The organism is Micromonospora sp. C51, from assembly GCF_018070435.1.
Taxonomy (GTDB): Bacteria; Actinomycetota; Actinomycetes; order Mycobacteriales; family Micromonosporaceae; genus Micromonospora; species Micromonospora sediminimaris.
Map to the genome: position 1 here is coordinate 1 of NZ_JAGPXQ010000031.1, position 18,923 is coordinate 18,923.

Sequence of the window (18,923 nt, forward strand, 5' to 3'; positions counted from 1 at the left end):
GGGTGGGGGTGGGGGTGGGGGGTTAGCTGGTGCGGTCGGCGATGTGGTCGCAGAGGGATTCGAGGGCGCGGCGGGCCGGGCCGGGCGGCAGGGGTGCCAGTTGGGCGCGGGCGTCCTCGGCGAAGCTGCGGACGGTTTCGCGGGCCCGCTTGAGCGCTGGACTCTCGCGGAGCAGACCGAGCGCCTCGGCGTGCAGGGTGTCGTCGGTCAGCGGACCGGTGGCCAGGATCTCCCGCAGGCGCACGGAGGCGGCGTCCGCGTCGTCGGAGGCGAGAGCGTAGAGCACCGGCAGGGTAGGCACGCCCTCCCGCAGATCCGTGCCGGGCGTCTTGCCTGACTCCGTCGAATCGCTGGCGATGTCAAGCAGGTCGTCGGAGAGCTGGAAGGCCACCCCGATGGTCTCGCCGTACCCGGCCAGCGCCGCCACCTGGTCCGGGGCGGCCCCACTGAACTGGGCGCCGAAATGAACGCTGGTGGCGATCAGGGAGCCGGTCTTCTCGGCGATCACCCGCAGATAGTGCGCCACCGGATCGTCACCGGCCCGTGGGCCGATGGTCTCGGCGATCTGCCCGTGGACCAGCCGGGCGAAGGTTCGCGCCTGCAGGCGTACCGCTTCGGGGCCCAGCTCGGCCGCGACGTCCGCGGCCCGGGCGAAGAGGTAGTCACCGACCAGAATGGCCACCGAGTTGGTCCACCGGGAGTTGGCGCTCGGTGCGCCCCGGCGCACCGACGCCTCGTCCATGACGTCGTCGTGGTAGAGCGTGGCCAGGTGGGTCAGCTCCACCACCACGGCCGCCGAGACGACCTCGGCTCGCGTCGGGTCGCCGAACTGAGCGCCCAGGGCCACCAGCAGCGGCCGGAACCGCTTCCCGCCGGCCTCCACCAGATGCCGGGCCGCCTCGGTGACGAACGGGTCGGCGCTGGCGATGCTCGCCAGCAGCTCCGCCTCGACCGCCGCCAACACGCCGAGCACGGACTCCTCACTGCGCGGATCGGCGAGGTGAAGGCCGAGCGCGCCGAACTGAGCCGCGCCGGACCGGCTCCGGCGACCACCGGAGCCGGTGACGCCTGAACCCTCGCCACCCCTAATCACCACGCCTCCAACCATGCCACACACGTTCTACCTGCACCGGACCGGGGATACGCGGCGAGGGCCGGCCCACAGCGCGTGGACCGGCCCTCGATCGGCAGGTCAGCCGTTACCGGACGAAGTCCGCGGCGGAGGACGCGAGGTCGAGCAACGGCGACGGCGCGACGCCGAGCACCAGCGTGGCGAGCACCCCGATCACCAGGGCGGCCGAGGTGAGCCCGCCGGGAACGGCCACCGTCGGCGTGGAGTCACCCGGTTCGGAGAGCCACATCAGCACCACGACCCGCAGGTACGGGAAGGCCAGCACCATGCTGGTCAGCACACCCGCGATGACCAGCCACACCTGCCCGCCGTCCAACGCCGGGCCGAAGACGGCGAACTTGCTGGTGAAGCCACTGGTCATCGGGATACCCGCGAAGGCGAGCAGGACGAAGGTGAAGACGGCGGCGTAGACCGGCGACCGTCGGCCCAGCCCGGCCCAGCGGGACAGGTGGGTCGCTTCGCCGTCGGCGTCGCGTACCAACGTCACCACCGCGAACGCGGCAAGCACCGTGAAGCCGTACGCGACCAGGTAGAACATGGTGCCGGAAAGGCCCTCGCTGCCCGGTGCGAGCACACCGACCAGCAGGTAGCCGGCGTTGGCGATCGACGAGTACGCCAGCAGCCGCTTGATGTCGGTCTGCGTCACCGCGAACAGCGCGCCGACCAGCATGGTGAGCACCGCCACAGCGCCCAGCACCGGAGTGAAGTCCCAGCGGGCCCCCTCGAAGGCCACGTGGAACACCCGCAGCAGGGCACCGAACGCGGCGACCTTGGTGCAGGCCGCCATGAATCCGGTCAGCGGCGTCGGCGCGCCCTGGTACACGTCCGGCGTCCAGACGTGGAACGGCGCGGCGGCCGCCTTGAACAGCAGACCGATGGCGACCAGCGCCATACCGGCGAACAGCAGCACCGGGCTGGCCGTCGAGTTCGCCACGGCCGCGTTGACGGTGGCGAAGTCCACCCCGGCGGCCCGGTCGCCCAGGCCGGCGGTGAAGCCGTAGATCAGCGCCAAGCCGAACAGGAAGAAGGCCGAGGCGTACGCGCCGAGCAGGAAGTACTTCATCGCCGCCTCCTGGCTCAGCAGCCGCCGGCGACGGGCCAGGGCGCAGAGCAGGTAGAGCGGCAGCGAGAAGACTTCCAGCGCGATGAACATGGTCAGCAGGTCGTTCGCCGAGACGAAGATCAGCATGCCGCCGATCGCGAACGTGGTGAGTGGGTACACCTCGCCCGCGCCACCGGCGTTCTCCGCCTGCTGGCGGTCCTCCGGCGAGTCGGCGGTCACCGCGGCCTGCGCGACGAACGCGCCGCCGCGCTCGACAACCCGCTCACCGAGCAGCAGCAACGCCACCGCCGACAGGGCGAGGATCGCGCCCTGAAGGAACAGCGTCGGCCCGTCGACGGCGATCACCCCGATGGTGATCACCCGCTTGTCGGCGTTGACCACCACCATGGTCAACGCTGCCAGCACCGCCAGCAGCGCCAGCGGCAACTGCACGGGGTGCCGCAGTCGCCGGGGCACGAACGCCTCGACCAGCACCCCGACCACCGCCGCGCCCAACATGATCAGGATCGGCGCGATCGCCGCGTAATCGATCGGCGGCAGTTCAAGCTCGGTCACTGGACCAGCCTTTCGTTCGCGACTGCGGGGCTCGCAAGCTCACTCCTCGCGCTCACCCCACCAGCCTTTCGACTCGCGACTGCGGGGCTCGCAAGCTCACTCCTCGCGCTCACCCCACCAGCCTTTCGACTCGCGACTGCGGGGCTCGCAAGCTCACTCCTCGCGCTCACCGACTCGCCTCCTGGACGGTGTCTGCCGACGGGGCCGGGTCGGTCCGGCCGACGTCCTCCATGGTCGCCTGGATGGCGGGGTTGATCACGTCCGTCACCGGCTTCGGATAGAAGCCGAGCAGCACGATCAGCGCGATCAGCGGGGCCACGACGACCTTCTCGCGGAGATTGAGGTCACGCTTCATGCCGTCGATCTCGGTCAGCGCCGGGTTCAGCGTGCCCTGGGTGGTGCGCTGCACCATCCACAGCACGTACGCCGCCGCCAGGATGATGCCGAGCGTGGCGATCACCGCGACCGGCTTGTTGACCGTGAACGTGCCGATCAGCACCAGGAACTCGGAGACGAACGGCGCGGTGCCGGGCAGCGCCAGCGACGCGAGACCAGCGAAGAAGAGCACGCCGGCCAGCACCGGCACCAGCTTGCCGGCGCCCCCGAAGTCACTGACCAGCGCCGAGCCCCGACGCGCGATCAGCATGCCCACCACCAGGAAGAGCAGGCCGGTGGCGAGGCCGTGGTTGACCATGTACAGCACGGCGCCGGTGCCCGCCTGCGTGGTGAAGGCGAAGATGCCAACGCCGATGAAGCCGAAGTGGGCGATAGAGGTGTACGACACCAGCCGCTTGAGGTCGTTCTGCCCGACGGCCAGCAGCGCCGCGTAGATGATCCCGATGACCGCCAGGGCCAGCGCCCACGGCGCGAACCACTGGGCCGCGTCCGGGAACAGCGGCAGGCAGTAGCGCAGGATGCCGAAGGTACCGACCTTGTCCAGGACGCCGACCAGGAGTGCGGCGGCACCGGCGGGTGCCGCGCCACCGGCGTCCGGCAGCCAGGTGTGGAAGGGGAAGAACGGTGCCTTGATCGCGAAGGCGATGAAGAAGCCGAGGAAGAGCCAGCGCTCGGCACCGGTGGAGATGTCCACCTCCGACAGCGCCACCCAGTCGAAGGTCTTGCCGCCGACCACCCACAGGCCGATCACGGCAGCCAGCATGAACAGGCCGCCGACCAGCGAGTAGAGGAAGAACTTCACCGCCGCGTACTGCCGCTGGTGGCCGCCGTAGCTGCCGATCAGGAAGTACATCGGCACCAGCATGACCTCGAAGAACACGTAGAACAGGAAGACGTCGGCGGCGGCGAAGACGCCGAGCATCGTGCATTCGAGAACGAGCAGCAGCGCGAAGTAGACCGGCACCGACCGCTTCGAGGACTCCGCGTCGTGCCAGGAGGCAAGGATCACCAGCGGCACCAGCACCGCGATCAGCATCAGCATCACCAGCGCGATGCCGTCGGCGGCGAAGGTGAAGTTGACGCCCCAGTTCGGGATCCACGGGTACGACTCGCGGAACTGGAAGCGCTGGCCATCCACCTGCCAGGTCACCCACATGACCACCGACAGCGCCAGCACCAGCAGCGACCAGCCGAGCGCGACCTGCTTCGCCAGCGTCGGCCGGCTGCGCGGCAGGAGGGCGACGACCACGGCGCCGACCAGCGGCGCCACGGTGAGCACCGAGAGGAACGGGAAGTCGGACATTATGCGGCCTTACCTCCGTCGTCACTGTGCGGTCCGCCGGCGACGGCCGCCTGTGAGGCCGACAGCCTCAAGAGGTCGATCACGCGAACCACCCCGCCTGTACGGCCAGGAAGGCGGCCACCACCAGCAGCGCACCGGTCAGGATCGAGGTGGCGTACGACCGGACGAAGCCGGTCTGCAACCGCCGGAGCCGGCCCGATCCACCGCCGACGCCTGCGGCCAGGCCATTGATCAGCCCGTCGATGCCACGGTTGTCGAGGTAGACCAGCGCCCGGGTGAGGAAGATGCCCGGCTTCTCGAAGACCGCCTCGTTGACCGCGTCGGTGTAGAGGTTCTTGCGGGCCGCGGTGACCAGCACCCCGGCGGGCTGCGGCGAGGTCGCCGTCCCGTTGCGGAACAGGAACCAGCCCAGCAGCGCACCGAGCACGGTGACCCCCAGCGACAGCACCACGATCGCCCAGTGCGGCAGCACCGCGTCGTGGTGCGCCTCGGCCGTGCCGAGCCCGGCGGTGGTGGTCAGCCAGTCCGGCACGGACGTGGCCAGCAGCCAACCCGCACCCAGCGAGCCGATGCCGAGCAGGACCAGCGGGATCGTCATCAGCGCCGGCGACTCGTGCGGGTGCTCGATGTCCTCGGTCCACCGCTTCGGCCCGTGGAAGGTGAGCACGAACAGCCGGGTCATGTAGAAGGCGGTCAACGCGGCGCCGAGCACCGCCGCCCCACCGAACAGCCAGGCCGTCCACCCCTCCCGCTCGAAGGCGGCGGCGATGATCGGCTCCTTGGAGAAGTAGCCGGAGAACGGGAACATGCCGATGATGGCCAGCCAACCCGCGCCGAAGGTCAGCCAGGTGATCCTCATGTACTTCGACAGGCCGCCGAAGCGACGGATGTCGACCTGGTCCTTCATGCCGTGCATGACCGAACCGGCGCCGAGGAACATGTTGGCCTTGAAGAAGCCGTGCGCGAGCAGGTGCACGATGGCCAACGCGTACGCCGCACCGCCCAGCCCGACGCCGAGGAACATGTAGCCGATCTGGCTGACCGTGGACCAGGCCAGCACCCGCTTGATGTCGTCCTTGGCGCACCCGATGATCGCGCCGATCAGCAGGGTCAGCGCGCCGACGCTCACCACCACCAGCTGCAACGTGGCGTTCGCCGAGAAGATGATGTTGGAGCGGGCGATCAGGTACACACCGGCGGTGACCATCGTTGCGGCGTGGATCAGCGCCGACACCGGGGTCGGGCCCTCCATCGCGTCCGGCAACCACGCCTGGAGCGGGAACTGACCGGACTTACCGGCCGCGCCGAGCAGCAGCAGCAGGCCGAGCACCAGCACGGTGCCGCCGGCCAGCGCGCCGATCCCGTTGAACACCTCGTCGTACTGCGTGGTGCCGAGGGTGGCGAACATGATGAAGATCGCGATGGCCAGGCCGGCGTCGCCGACCCGGTTCATCAGGAACGCCTTCTTACCGGCGGTGGCGGCGGCCGGCTTGGTGTACCAGAAGGAGATCAGCAGGTACGACGCCAGACCGACGCCCTCCCAGCCGAAGTACAGCATCACGTAGTTGTTGCCGAGCACCAGCAGCAACATCGCCGCGATGAACAGGTTGAAGTACGCGAAGAAGCGACGCCGGCCGGCGTCGTGCGCCATGTACTCGACGGCGTACAGGTGGATCAGGAAGCCCACACCGGTGATCAGCAGGACGAAGACCCCGGCCAGCGGGTCGAACAGCAGGCCGAAGTCCACGTGCAGGCCACCGACCGCGATGAAGTCCCACAGGCTCAGTTGGACCGACCTGTTCTCCAGGCCGCGCAGGCCGAGGAAGTAGCTCAGGCCGAGCAGGAAGGCGGCACCGACGGCGGCCACCCCGAGCCAGTGTCCCCACCGGTCGGCCCGCCGGCCGAGCAGCAGCAGGATCGTCGCGCTGACCAGCGGGATGGCCACCAGCAGCCAGACGCTGCTCAGCAGCCCGTCCGCCGTCGCGTACGAGACGGTCTCGGCCGGAGCAGCCTGGGCGTACGTCATGATTTCGTCCACCGGTGGGCCCCTCTAGTACTTCAGCAGGTTGGCGTCGTCGACGCTGGCGGAGCGTCGGGTGCGGAAGATCGCCATGATGATGGCCAACCCGACCACGACCTCGGCCGCCGCCACCACCATCACGAAGAACGCCATGATCTGGCCGTTGAGGTCACCGTTCATCCGGCTGAAGGTGACCAACGCCAGGTTGGCCGCGTTGAGCATCAGCTCGACACACATGAACAGCACGATCGCGTTGCGCCGGACCAGCACCCCGGCGGCGCCGATGGTGAACAGCACCGCGGCGAGGACCAGGTAGTAGTTCGGCTCGACCGAGAAGAAGTCACTCATTTCTCAGTGCCCTTCAGTGTGGTCTCCTCGGCGGTCAGCTCCCGCACCGGCAGGATGTCCGGCGTGCTGCGGTCGCTCAGCCGCCCGTCCGGCAGGCGGGCCGGAGTGGCGACCGACGAGGAGGTGGCGAAGACACCCGGGCCGGGCTTCGGGCCGGGGTAGTTGCCGGGCGCGAAGCGGGCCTTCATGGTGGCCACCTGGTCGCGCTTGTCCTCCTTGCGCCGCTCGACGTGCGCGAGGATCATCCCGCCGATGGTGGCGGTGATCAGCAGCGCCGCGGTGAGTTCGAAGGCGAAGATGTAGTCGGTGAAGAGCAACCGGGCGATGCCCTCCACGTTGCCGCCCGCGTTGGCCTGCTCCAGGCCGAGCGGGGTGCTGCCCTGCGTGGCCCGGTAGACCCCGCTGCCGAGCAGGCCGGCGAAGCCGAGCCCCAGCCCGATCGCCGCGATCCGCTGGCCGCGCAGCACCTCGATCAGCGAGTCGGAGGCTTCCCGGCCGACCAGCATCAGCACGAACAGGAAGAGCATCATGATCGCGCCGGTGTAGACGATGATCTGCACCATGCCGATGAACGGTCCCGCCTGGAGCACGTAGAACACCCCGAGGCTGAGCATGGTCAGCACCAGCCACAGCGCCGAGTGCACCGCGTTGCGGGCGACGACCATGCCGATCGCACCGGCCAGCGCGAGCGGAGCGAGGATCCAGAAGGTCACCGCCTCGCCGCCGGAGACCGCACCGGAGGCGGCGAGCAGCGTCGAGGTGTTCATGCCGACTCCCCCTTCTCCGCCTCGGCCCGCGCGGCGGCCTGCTCGGCGCCGGGGAAGGTGACGCCCGGGTGCTCGTCGACCTGGTAGCGGCCCGGTCCCATCGGGGAGCGCTCCGCCCCGGCGGAGGTGCCCGGGTTGGTCAGGCTGCCGACGTAGTAGTCCTTCTCGCTGTCGCCCAGCCGCATCGGGTGCGGCGGCTGCTCCATCCCCGGCAGCAGCGGCGCCAGCAACTGCTCCTTGGTGAAGATCAGGTCCTGGCGGTTGTCCCGGGCCAGCTCGTACTCGTTGCTCATGGTCAACGAGCGGGTGGGGCAGGCCTCGATGCAGAGTCCGCAGAAGATGCAGCGGGCGTAGTTGATCTGGTAGACGCTGGCGTACCGCTCACCCGGCGAGAAGCGCTGCTCGTCGGTGTTGTCGCCACCCTCGACGTAGATCGCGTCCGCCGGGCAGGCCCAGGCGCACAGTTCACAGCCGATGCACTTCTCCAGCCCGTCCGGGTGCCGGTTGAGGATGTGCCGCCCGTGGTAGCGGGGGGCCGGCGTCGGCGGGGTGAACGGGTAGTCGGTGGTGACGACCTTCTTGAACATGTGCGAGAAGGTGACCCCGAAGCCCTTGAACGTTCCGGTGATCGCGCCCACGTCACACCTCCTCAGAGTCCTGGCCGGCGGGGGCGTTGGCTGGCTCCCGCTCGGCGACCATGCGCCGGGTACGCGGGCTCGGTGGTACCTGCAGATCCAGCGGGGGCAGCGGGAAGCTGCCCGGCGGCCGGTTGTCGACCTGCTCGGCGAGGGTCGGCTTCGGTGCCGCCTTGCGGCTCGGCCAGAACAGCGCGGCGAGCAGCACGATGCCGGCCGGGATGCCGATGGCGTACATCCGGCTCTGGGTGTCCCAGTCGTCGACGGTGCGCAGGCCGGCGAGGATCACGATCCAGACCAGGCTGATCGGGATGAGCACCTTCCAGCCGAAGCGCATCAGCTGGTCGTACCGCAGCCGGGGCAGCGTGCCGCGCAGCCAGACGAAGACGAAGACGAGCAGGATGACCTTGCCGAAGAACCAGAGCAGCGGCCACCAGCCGGAGTTGGCCCCCGACCATATGGTGATCGGCCAGGGCGCATGCCAGCCGCCCAGGAAGAGCGTCACGGTGAAGGCCGACATGGTCACCATCGCGACGTACTCGCTGAGCATGATCAGCGCGAACTTGAGCGAGCTGTACTCGGTCATGAAGCCGGCCACCAGCTCCGACTCCGCCTCCGGCAGGTCGAACGGCGGCCGGTTGGTCTCGCCGACGATGGAGATGAAGAAGACGATGAAGCTCGGGAAGAGCAGCAGCGCGTACCAGCCCGGCGTCGGGATGTCGGCGCCGAACAGGGTCAGCTGGGTTCCGTTGCCCTGGGCAGCCACGATCTCGCTCGTGGACATCGTGCCGGCGAGCATGAACACCGCCACGATGGACAGCCCCAGCGCCACCTCGTAGGAGATCAGCTGGGCGGCGGACCGTAGGCCGCCGAGCAGCGGGTAGGTCGAGCCGGACGCCCAGCCGGCGAGCACGATGCCGTAGACCGCCATCGACGAGAGAGCGAGCACCACGAGCACCGCGACCGGCACGTCGGTGACCTGCAACGGCGTCTGGTGGCCGAAGATGCTCACCATCGGGCCGAACGGGATCACCGACAGCGCGGTGACCGCGCAGATCACCGAGATGGCCGGGGCGAAGAAGTAGATGACCTTGTCCGCTGACTTCGGGAGGATGTCCTCCTTGAAGGCCATCTTCAGACCGTCGGCGAGGGTCTGCAGCAGACCGAACGGACCGAGCTGGTTGGGGCCGGGGCGCACGGCCATCCGCCCGACCACCCGCCGCTCGAACCAGACGCCGAGCAGGGTGCCGAGCAGGGCCACGACGAAGGCGAAGACGATCTTGCCGAGGACCAGCCACCACGGGTCGTGGCCGAAGTCGCTCAGCGACGGCGCCTGGGCGATGACGTTCATGCGACACCCCCGGAGGAGTTGAGGAGCGGACCCGGACGGTCGGCCGCGTCGGCCGCGACCGGCTCCGTCACGCCGGGCGCGGAGATCCGCACCACCGCGCCGGAGGTCGCGCCGAGGCTGCGCCGCACGGTCGAGCCGGGCGAGTTGGTGGGTAGCCAGACCACACCGTCCGGCATCTCGGTGATCGCCGCCGGCAGGGTCACCGCGCCCCGGTCGGTACCCACCGTCACCGGGTCGCCGTCGGCGACGCCGAGCGCCTCCGCGCTGCCCTTGCCCAGCCGGATCACCGGCGGGCGGGCGGTGCCACCGAGGTGCTCGTCGCCGTCGGTGAGGCTGCCCAGGTCGATCAGCTGATGCCAGGTCGCCAGCACCGCCTCACCGGCGCCCGGCTGCGGCACCGAGCCCGGCTGCACCGTGGGCGCGGCCGGGCGCTCAGCGCGGGTCACCGGCAGGCTGCCCAGCTCACGCCGGACGGTCAGCACGTCCCCGGTGCCCAGCCGTACGTCCAGTTGGGCGGCGAGCGCGTCGAGCACCCGGCCGTCGGTCATCGCGGCGGTGTCCAGCACCGCGTCGAACGGACGCAGCCGGCCCTCCCAGTCCAGGAAGCTGCCGGCCTTCTCCACCACCGGTGCGACCGGCAGGACCACGTTCGCCCGACGGGTGACCGCGCTGGCCCGCAGCTCCAGGCTGACCAGGAACGGCACCGCGTCCAGAGCCTGCTCGGCCAGGCGCGGGTCGGCCAGGTCGGCCGGATCCACCCCGGCCACCACCAGCGCGCTGACCTGGCCTCCGGCGGCGGCAGCGAGGATCCCGTCGGTGTCCCGGCCGGCCTGACTCGGGATCACCCCGGCGGGGATGTCCCACGCCTCGCCCAGCTCGGCACGCGCGCCCGGCTCGGTGACCAGGCGACCACCGGGCAGCAGGTTGGGCAGGCAGCCGGTGTCCACGGCACCGCGGTCACCCGCGCGTCGCGGCACCCAGGCCAGCTTCGCCCCGGTACGCGCGGCCACCTCGGCGGCGGCGGAGAGTCCACCCGGGACGGTGGCCAGCCGCTCGCCGACGATCAGGATCGCCCCTTCGGCGCTGAGCGCCTCGGCGACCGTCGCGTGCTCGGCGAGCACCCCGGCCTCCTCGCCCGGCACCACCCGGGCCAGCTTGGCGCCGAGCTTCTCCAGGCCACGGGTGGCGAACGGGGCGATCGCGTACACCTTCAGCTTGTTCTTCAGGTACGCCTTGCGCAGCCGCAGGAAGAGGATCGGGCACTCCTCCTCCGGCTCCAGGCCGACAAGCACCACCGCCGGCGCGTTCTCGACGTCGGTGTAGGTGACCTCGGTGCTGCCGGCGACCGTGCTGGCCAGGAAGTCGGCCTCCTCGCGGGAGACCGGGCGGGCCCGGAAGTCGATGTCGTTGGTGTGCAGCGCGACCCGGGCGAACTTGGCGTACGCGTACGCGTCCTCGACGGTCAGTCGACCACCGGTGAGCACCGCAGCGCCCTGGCCGGTGTCCCGGGCGGCCCGCAGCCCTTCGGCGGCCACGCTGAGCGCCTCGCTCCAGGACGCCTCCCGCAACTCGCCGGTGTGCTCGTCGCGTACCAGCGGGGTGGTGAGCCGGTCGGCGGCGCGGGCGTACTGGAAGCCCCACCGCCCCTTGTCGCAGTTCCACTCCTCGTTGACCTGGGGGTCGTCCCCGGCCAGTCGGCGCTGCACCTTGCCCCGGCGCCAGTCGGTGCGCTGGGCACAGCCGGCCGAGCAGTGCTCGCACACGCTCGGGCTGGAGACCAGGTCGAACGGGCGGGCGCGGAAGCGGTACTGGGTACCGGTGAGCGCGCCGACCGGGCAGATCTGCACGGTGTTGCCGGAGAAGTACGAGTTGAACGGGACGTCGCCGTCCTCGCCCTCGGTCCCGTAGTCCTCGTCCCGGTAGATGTTGATTTCCTCGGCGGAGGAGCGGTTCATCAGGTCGATGAACTTGTCGCCCGCGATCTCCTCGGAGAACCGGGTGCACCGCTGGCAGAGCACGCACCGCTCGCGGTCGAGCAGGACCTGGGTGCTGATCGGCAGCGGCTTCGGGTACTCCCGCTTGTGCTCGTGGAACCGGGAGTCGGTGCGACCGGTCGACATCGCCTGGTTCTGTAGCGGGCACTCGCCGCCCTTGTCACACATCGGGCAGTCGAGCGGGTGATTCACCAGCAGCAGCTCCATGATCCCCTCCTGCGCCTTCTTGGCGACCGGGGAGGTGAGCTGGGTGCGGACCACCATGCCGTCGGCGACCGTCTGGGTGCAGGAGGCGACGGGCTTGCGCTGCCCCTCCACCTCCACCAGGCACTGCCGGCAGGCGCCGGCCGGAGCCAGCAGCGGGTGGTCGCAGAACCGGGGGATCTCGGTGCCCATCTGCTCGGCGACCCGGATCAGCAGCGCCCCCTTGGGGGCGGTGACCTCGACGCCGTCGATGGTGAGGGTGACCGTCTCGGTCGGCTTGGCAACGTCCGTCATTAGTGGGCTCCCACCAACTGCTTGTCGGACAACTTCGGCGCGGTACGTCCCTCGATGTAGTCGAGGTAGTCCTGCTTGAAGTACTTCAGCGACGAGGTCACCGGGCTGGTGGCACCGTCACCCAGACCGCAGAACGAGCGGCCGAGGATGTTGTCACAGGTGTCGAGCAGGGTGTCCAGGTCGTCCTGGGTGCCCTGACCGGCGAGGATGCGCCGGTAGACCCGGACCATCCAGTAGTTGCCCTCCCGGCACGGGGTGCACTTTCCGCACGACTCGTGGTGGTAGAACTCCAGCCACCGGTAGGTCGCGTAGACCGGGCAGTCCTGGTCGGAGAAGATCTGCGTGGCGGTGGTGCCGAGGATCGACCCCGCGGCGGCCACCCCCTCGAAGTCCAGCGGCACGTCCAGGTGCTCGGCGGTGAGCAGCGGGGTCGACGATCCGCCCGGCGTCCAGAACTTCAGGTTGTGACCCGGCTGCATCCCGCCGGCCAGCTCGATCAGCTCACGCAGGGTGATGCCGAGGCCGCACTCGTACTGGCCGGGGTTGGCGATCCGGCCGGAGAGCGAGTAGATCATCGGGCCGGCCGACTTTTCGGTGCCCATCGACTTCCACCAGTCCGCGCCGCCGAGCACGATGTACGGCACGCTGGCGATGGTGCCCACGTTGTTGACCACGGTCGGGCTGGCGTACAACCCGTGGGTGGCCGGGAACGGCGGACGCAACCGGGGCTGACCGCGGAAGCCCTCCAGGGAGTCCAGCAGCGCCGTCTCCTCCCCGCAGATGTACGCGCCGGCACCCGAGTGGACCACCAGGTCCAGGTCGAAGCCGGAGCCGAGGATGTCGCGGCCCAGGTAGCCCTTGGCGTACGCCTCGTTCACGGCGTTGCGCAGCCGGCGGGCGGCGTGCACCGCCTCGCCCCGGATGTAGATGTAGGCCCGGTTGGCCCGGATCGCGTACGAGGCGATGATGACCCCCTCGACCAGCGAGTGCGGGTCGTGGGTCATCAGCGGCAGGTCCTTGCAGGTGCCGGGCTCGCCCTCGTCGGCGTTGACCACGAGGTAGTGCGGCTTGCCGTCGCCCTGCGGGATGAAGCCCCACTTGAGACCGGTGGGGAAGCCGGCGCCGCCGCGACCGCGCAGCCCGGAATCCTTCACCAACTGGATCAGGTCGTCCGGGTGCGCCTTGATCGCCTTACGCAGCGCCGCGTAGCCGTCCAGCTTCTCGTAGGTGTCGAGCCGCCAGGCGTCCGGGGACAGCCAGCGCTTGGTGAGCACGGGCGTCAACTTGGCCAGGGTCTCCGGCGCAGGCGTGGTCACTTCTGAGCCCCCTTGTCGTGCGCGGAGTCCTGACCGTCGCCGGTGGACTCCGCTTCCCTGAGGTTGCGCTCCTGCGCCCCGGTGTCGTCACCGGCCGGCTTGCCGTCGCCCGCCGGCTTGTTGGCCGCCGCACCGGCGGCCTCCGCCGCCCGGGCGTCGCCGGCCGCGGGCGGCTGCCCGTCGACGGGGACCTTCGTGCCGGGCGCGTCCGGCACCGCGGTCTTCGCGTCCGGCTGCCGGGTCTCGGCGGTACGCACCTGCGGCGACTTGCGGTCCGGCGCCGGTACGTCGGGTGCGGTGCTGCCGGTCGGTGCGGCCTTGGCCGGGGTGGCCGGGGCGGGCTTGTCGCCCGCCTTGCCGCTGCGGATCGGGGTGTTCGGGTCGAAACCCGGTGCCGAGATGCCGTGCTGCTGGGCCAGTCGCAGACCGCGCAGGGTCGGCTCGCCCGGCACCCCGTCGGCGACGGCGCCCTCCCGCTCGTCGGCGAAGCCGGCGAGCTGGACCGCCATCTCCTTCAACGTGCACAGGCGGGCACCCCGGCTCGGCGTGGGCCGCCCACCGGCGCGCAGCTCGTCGACCACCCCGACCGCGGTCTGCGGGTCGACGCCGTCGAAGAAGTCATAGTTGACGGTCATCACCGGGCCGTAGTCGCAGGCGGCGAGGCACTCGGCGTGCTCCAGGGTGATCTTGCCGTCGGTGGTGGTCTCGTCGTGCCCGACGCCCAGGTGCTCGGTGAGCGTGTCGTAGACCTCCTGACCACCGAGCACGTTGCACATGGTGTTGGTGCAGACGCTGACCAGCCAGTCACCGGTGGGCCGGCGCTTGTACATCGTGTAGAAGCTGGCCACCGCGCCGACCTGGGCCTTGTTCAGGCCGAGCACCTCGGCGCAGAACGCCACGCCGGCCGGGGAGACGTAGCCCTCCTCTGCCTGCACGAGGTGCAGCAGCGGCAGCAGAGCCGAGCGGGACCGGTCCGCCGGGTAGCGGGCGATGATCTCCCGCGCCCTGGTCCGCGTCTCGTCAGTGAAGACAGTCACCGGTCACAACCTCCCATGACAGGGTCCAGCGAGGCGCCGCCGGCGATCACGTCGGCGATCAGGCCGCCTTCGGCCATCGCCGGCAGGGCCTGGAGGTTGACGAAGCTCGGCTCCCGGTAGTGCACCCGGTACGGCCGGGTCCCGCCGTCGGAGACCGCGTGCACGCCCAACTCGCCGCGCGGCGACTCGACGCCGACGTACACCTGACCCGGCGGCACCCGGAAGCCCTCCGTCACCAGCTTGAAGTGGTGGATGAGGGACTCCATCGACTGGCCCATGATCTTCGCGACGTGCTCCAGCGAGTTGCCCATGCCGTCGACGCCGATGGCCAGCTGCGCCGGCCAGGCGATCTTCTTGTCGGCCACCATCACCGGGCCGGGCTTGAGCCGGTCGAGCGCCTGCTCGACCAGCTTGAGCGACTCGCGGATCTCGGCGTTGCGAACCAGGTAGCGGCCCCAGACGTCGCCGTCGGGGTGGGTCGGCACGTCGAACTCGTACGTCTCGTAGCCGCAGTACGGCATGGTCTTGCGCAGGTCCCAGGCCAGCCCGGCCGAGCGCAGCACCGGCCCGGTGACGCCGAGCGCCAAGCAGCCGGTCACGTCCAGCACCGCGACGTTCTGCGTCCGCTCCAGCCAGATCGGCTGCCCGGAGAGCAGGTCCTCGTACTCCTTGAGCCGCTTCGGCATGAGCTTGAGGAAATCGCGGATCTTGACGATCGCCTCGTCCGGCACGTCCTGGGCGACGCCGCCCGGCCGGACGTACGCGTGGTTCATCCGCAGCCCGGTGATCAGCTCGAAGATCTCCAGGATGTACTCGCGCTCCCGGAAGCCGTAGAGCATCATGTTGATCGCGCCCAGCTCCATCGCCGTGGTGGCCAGCCAGACCAGGTGCGAGGAGATCCGGTTCAGCTCCATCATGAGCACCCGGATGGTGGTGGCCCGCTCGGTGATCTGCTCCTCGATGCCGAGCAGCTTCTCGACGGCCAGCGAGTACGCCGTCTCGTTGAACAGCGGGGAGAGGTAGTCCATCCGGGTCACGAAGGTCGAACCCTGCACCCAGTTGCGGTACTCCAGGTTCTTCTCGATGCCGGTGTGCAGGTAGCCGACGACCGAGCGGGCCTCCCGGACCGTCTCGCCCTCCAGCTCCAGGATCAACCGGAGCACACCGTGCGTGGACGGGTGCTGGGGGCCCATGTTGACGACGATCCGACCCTCGTTGATCGGGTCGACGCCGGAGACGACGTCGTCCCAGTCCCCGCCGGTGACCGTGAAGACGCGGCCCTCGGTCGTCTCGCGCTCGGTGGCGTAGTTCGACGTGGTCATTGGTAAGACCTCCGCTTGTCGGGCGGCGGGATCTCGGCGCCCTTGTACTCCACGGGCACGCCGCCGAGGGGGTAGTCCTTGCGCTGCGGGTGACCCTCCCAGTCGTCCGGCATGAGAATGCGGGTCAGCGCCGGGTGGCCGTCGAAGATGACGCCGAACATGTCGTACGTCTCCCGCTCCTGCCAGTCGGCGGTCGGGTAGACGGCTGTGACGCTGGGCAGGTGGGGTTCCTCGACGCTGACGGCGGCCTCCAGCCGGACCCGCCGCCGGTAGGTCATCGAGGTGAGCTGGTAGACGACGTGCAGCCGGCGGGCATCGGCACCCAGGTAGTCCACGCCGGACACCGACGAGCACAGCTCGAAACGCAGCGCCGGATCGTCCCGCATCACCTGGCAGACCTCGGCGATCCGCTCCGGGCGGATGTGCAGGGTCAGCTCGCCCCGGTCGACCACGACCTTCTCGATCGCCTCGCCGAACGCCGGGTACGCCTCCTCCAGCGCGTCCCGGACCTCGTCGAAGTAGCCGCCGTACGGCCGCGGTGAGTCCTCGACCGCGTGGTGCTGCCGGACCAGTCCGCCGAACCCGGAGACGTCGCCGCTGCCCTGGTTGCCGAACATGCCCCGGCCGGCGGGTGCGGCCGGCGGGAACTCGGCGGGGGCGCCACTCGTCGCGCCGGCCGGCGTCACCGGAACCGGCACGCCGCCGGTGGTGGGCTTGTCGTCAGTCACTTGATCCCCCCGTACGGGTGGAGGTGGTTCTGGGCCTTCATCCAGTTCTCGATCCGCAGCTGCTCCTCGCGGCCCTCGCGGACGGCCTTCGTCCACTCGGCCCGCCGGGCCTTGTCGCTGCGGTACGACGACGGCATCGAGCCGTACGGCACCACCGGCACGTCACCGCGCGCCTCGCGGGCCGCCAGCATCTTGCGACCGTTCGGGCCGAGTGGCTCGTGGCCGATCTTCTCGCGCAGCTTGAGGATCGCGTCGATGAGCATCTCCGGCCGGGGCGGACAGCCCGGGAGGTACATGTCGACAGGTACGACGTGGTCGACGCCCTGCACGATGGCGTAGTTGTTGAACATGCCGCCGCTGCTGGCGCAGACGCCCATGGAGAGCACCCAGCGGGGCTCGGCCATCTGGTCGTAGATCTGGCGCAGCACCGGGGCCATCTTCTGACTCACCCGGCCGGCGACGATCATCAGGTCAGCCTGCCGGGGCGAGGCCCGGAAGACCTCCATGCCCCACCGGCCCATGTCGTAGTGCGGACCACCGGCGGCCATCATCTCGATCGCGCAGCAGGCCAGGCCGAACGTGGCGCCCCAGACCGACGACTTGCGCGACCAGTTGACCAGCTTCTCCACCGAGGTGAGCAGGACGCCAGCGGGAAGTTTCTCCTCGATACCCATAGCCGTTCCTCCCTCAGTCCCAGTCCAGGCCGCCGCGTCGCCACTCGTAGGCGTACGCGACGAAGACGGCACCGATGAACACCAACATGGCGACGAACCCGAAGACCGGCAGGATGTCGAAGGAGACAGCCCACGGGTACAGGAAGATCATCTCCACGTCGAAGACGATGAAGAGCATCGCCGTCAGGTAGAACTTGACCGGAAACCGGCTGCCGCCGATCGGCTGCGGGCTAGGCTCGATCCCACACTCGTAGGCTTCGAGCTTGGCCCTGTTGTAGCGGTGGGGGCCGGCGAACCGGGCGGCGGCTATCGAGAACAGCGCGAAACCCGCGGCGAGGGCGAACAGCCCGATGATGGGTACGTAAGGCGAGAGCGACATATTTTCTCCTGCTCGTCCTTCCCTGCCCTCGGTGGTTGGCGAAATTCACACTATTCACATCCCACCCCGCGCCCTTCGGCGGGGGTGGACCTTGCCTGCTCCGCGCCCCTACACGGCGGGCGCGACCCGGGTCATCGCATTGATCACCCGGTCCATCGCGTCACCGCCGCGCGGGTCGGTGAGGTTGGCCAGCAGCTTGAGCACGAAACGCATGAGCGTGGGATGGGGCATGCCGTGCTTGGTCGCCACCCGCATGATCTCCGGACGGCCGATCAGCTTCACGAAGACCCCGCCCAGCCGGTAGTAGCCGCCGAACCGGGTCTTCAGCTCCTGCGGGTACGCCATCAGGGCCCGCTCCCGCTCGGCACCGGCCGGCCGGGCGAGCGCCTGGACCGCGACCTCCGCGGCCAGTTCGCCGGACTCCATCGCGTACGCGATGCCCTCGCCGTTGAACGGGTTGACCATGCCGCCCGAGTCACCGACGAGCATGACCCCCCGGGTGTAGTGCGGCACCCGGTTGAACCCCATCGGCAGCGCGGCACCGAGGATCGAACCCTCGGCGTTGGCCTCGTCGGTCATCCCCCACTCCGGCGGCGTGTTGGCCAGCCAGTCGGTGAGCAGCCGCCGGTAGTTCGTCTTGCCGAACGCCGAGGACGAGTTGAGGATGCCGAGCCCGACGTTGACCCGGCCGTCACCGAGGCCGAAGATCCAGCCGTACCCGGGCAGCAGCTCGTTGGTGCCCTTGGCCCGCAACTCCAGCCAGGACTCCAGGTAGTCGTCGTCGTGGCGGGCCTCGGACCGGTAGTAACGCCGGACGGCGACACCGATCGGGCGGTCCTCCCGCTTGGCCAGCCCGAGGGCGAGCGGGAACCGGCCCGAGACACCGTCCGCAGCCACCACCAGCGGGGCGTGGAAGGTGACGGGTGCCCTGTCCGGCCCGTCCTCGCCCTGGACCCCGATCACCCGGCCGTCGCCGTCCAACACCGGGCCGATGACGTTCACGCTGGTACGCAGCTTGGCACCGGCCGACACCGCGCGTTGGGCGAGCAGGTCGTCGAAGTCGAGTCGGGTGCGTACCAGGCCGTAGTTCGGGAAGCTGGCCAGATCCGGCCAGTCCAACTCCAGCCGGACGCCGCCGCCGATCACTCGCAGGCCGCGGTTGTGCAGCCAGCCGGCCTCGGGAGAGGTGTCCACCCCCATCCGGATCAACTGCCGCACGGCACGCGGGGTCAGCCCGTCGCCGCAGACCTTCTCCCGGGGGAACTCGGTCTTCTCCAGCAGCAGCACGCGTACGCCGTGCCGAGCCAGGTGGTACGCGGTCGCCGAACCACCGGGACCGGCGCCCACGACGATCACGTCGGCGTCGTTCTCCACCGCGGTCATTAGCGCCTCCTCCCCGCCCTGC

General features: G+C 69.9%; 16 protein-coding genes. All 16 read right to left on the reverse strand.

Annotation, left to right across the window (positions count from 1 at the left end):
- Positions 1–22: 22 nt before the first annotated feature.
- Positions 23–1,108 carry a polyprenyl synthetase family protein gene (locus KBX50_RS24090; protein ID WP_210939986.1) on the reverse strand — a complete coding sequence of 362 codons (1,086 nt, stop codon included), beginning with the start codon at positions 1,106–1,108 and terminating at the stop codon, positions 23–25.
- A gap of 91 nt (positions 1,109–1,199) precedes the next feature.
- Positions 1,200–2,750, reverse strand: a complete 1,551-nt coding sequence (gene nuoN / locus KBX50_RS24095) for an NADH-quinone oxidoreductase subunit NuoN (RefSeq protein ID WP_210939987.1) — start codon at positions 2,748–2,750, stop codon at positions 1,200–1,202.
- Positions 2,751–2,916: 166 nt separating this feature from the next.
- Positions 2,917–4,449, reverse strand: a complete 1,533-nt coding sequence (locus KBX50_RS24100; RefSeq protein WP_210939988.1) for an NADH-quinone oxidoreductase subunit M — start codon at positions 4,447–4,449, stop codon at positions 2,917–2,919.
- Between the two features lie 79 nt (positions 4,450–4,528).
- A complete protein-coding gene (nuoL, locus tag KBX50_RS24105; protein WP_210940043.1) occupies positions 4,529–6,475 on the reverse strand; it encodes an NADH-quinone oxidoreductase subunit L in 1,947 nt (648 codons plus the stop codon).
- A 24-nt stretch (positions 6,476–6,499) separates the two neighbouring features.
- Positions 6,500–6,817, reverse strand: coding sequence for an NADH-quinone oxidoreductase subunit NuoK (gene nuoK / locus KBX50_RS24110; protein ID WP_013731028.1), 318 nt, complete (start codon positions 6,815–6,817; stop codon positions 6,500–6,502).
- A complete protein-coding gene (locus KBX50_RS24115; protein ID WP_093404033.1) occupies positions 6,814–7,584 on the reverse strand; it encodes an NADH-quinone oxidoreductase subunit J in 771 nt (256 codons plus the stop codon). Before KBX50_RS24115 ends, nuoK begins: the two co-directional genes overlap by 4 nt.
- On the reverse strand, positions 7,581–8,222 hold the full coding sequence (gene nuoI / locus KBX50_RS24120; RefSeq protein WP_093404032.1) for an NADH-quinone oxidoreductase subunit NuoI: 642 nt from the start codon (positions 8,220–8,222) through the stop codon (positions 7,581–7,583). The genes KBX50_RS24115 and nuoI overlap by 4 nt, the downstream gene beginning before the upstream one ends.
- A gap of 1 nt (position 8,223) precedes the next feature.
- Complete coding sequence (gene nuoH, locus KBX50_RS24125; RefSeq protein ID WP_210939989.1) at positions 8,224–9,570, reverse strand: NADH-quinone oxidoreductase subunit NuoH; 1,347 nt, start codon at positions 9,568–9,570, stop codon at positions 8,224–8,226.
- On the reverse strand, positions 9,567–12,062 hold the full coding sequence (locus tag KBX50_RS24130) for an NADH-quinone oxidoreductase subunit G (RefSeq protein ID WP_210939990.1): 2,496 nt from the start codon (positions 12,060–12,062) through the stop codon (positions 9,567–9,569). Before KBX50_RS24130 ends, nuoH begins: the two co-directional genes overlap by 4 nt.
- Entirely contained in the window at positions 12,062–13,378 is a 1,317-nt protein-coding gene (nuoF, locus tag KBX50_RS24135; RefSeq protein ID WP_093404027.1) for an NADH-quinone oxidoreductase subunit NuoF, read from the reverse strand. The genes KBX50_RS24130 and nuoF overlap by 1 nt, the downstream gene beginning before the upstream one ends.
- On the reverse strand, positions 13,375–14,415 hold the full coding sequence (gene nuoE, locus KBX50_RS24140) for an NADH-quinone oxidoreductase subunit NuoE (protein WP_210939991.1): 1,041 nt from the start codon (positions 14,413–14,415) through the stop codon (positions 13,375–13,377). Before nuoE ends, nuoF begins: the two co-directional genes overlap by 4 nt.
- Entirely contained in the window at positions 14,412–15,737 is a 1,326-nt protein-coding gene (locus tag KBX50_RS24145) for an NADH-quinone oxidoreductase subunit D (RefSeq protein WP_210939992.1), read from the reverse strand. The genes nuoE and KBX50_RS24145 overlap by 4 nt, the downstream gene beginning before the upstream one ends.
- Positions 15,734–16,465 (reverse strand): NADH-quinone oxidoreductase subunit C, encoded by a 732-nt coding sequence (locus tag KBX50_RS24150; protein WP_210939993.1) that lies wholly within the window; start codon positions 16,463–16,465, stop codon positions 15,734–15,736. The genes KBX50_RS24145 and KBX50_RS24150 overlap by 4 nt, the downstream gene beginning before the upstream one ends.
- Positions 16,462–17,139 (reverse strand): NADH-quinone oxidoreductase subunit B family protein, encoded by a 678-nt coding sequence (locus KBX50_RS24155; protein ID WP_093404021.1) that lies wholly within the window; start codon positions 17,137–17,139, stop codon positions 16,462–16,464. The genes KBX50_RS24150 and KBX50_RS24155 overlap by 4 nt, the downstream gene beginning before the upstream one ends.
- A 13-nt stretch (positions 17,140–17,152) precedes the next feature.
- Positions 17,153–17,518, reverse strand: coding sequence for an NADH-quinone oxidoreductase subunit A (locus tag KBX50_RS24160; RefSeq protein WP_210828576.1), 366 nt, complete (start codon positions 17,516–17,518; stop codon positions 17,153–17,155).
- A gap of 108 nt (positions 17,519–17,626) precedes the next feature.
- Positions 17,627–18,901, reverse strand: a complete 1,275-nt coding sequence (locus KBX50_RS24165; RefSeq protein ID WP_210939994.1) for a geranylgeranyl reductase family protein — start codon at positions 18,899–18,901, stop codon at positions 17,627–17,629.
- Positions 18,902–18,923: the final 22 nt, after the last annotated feature.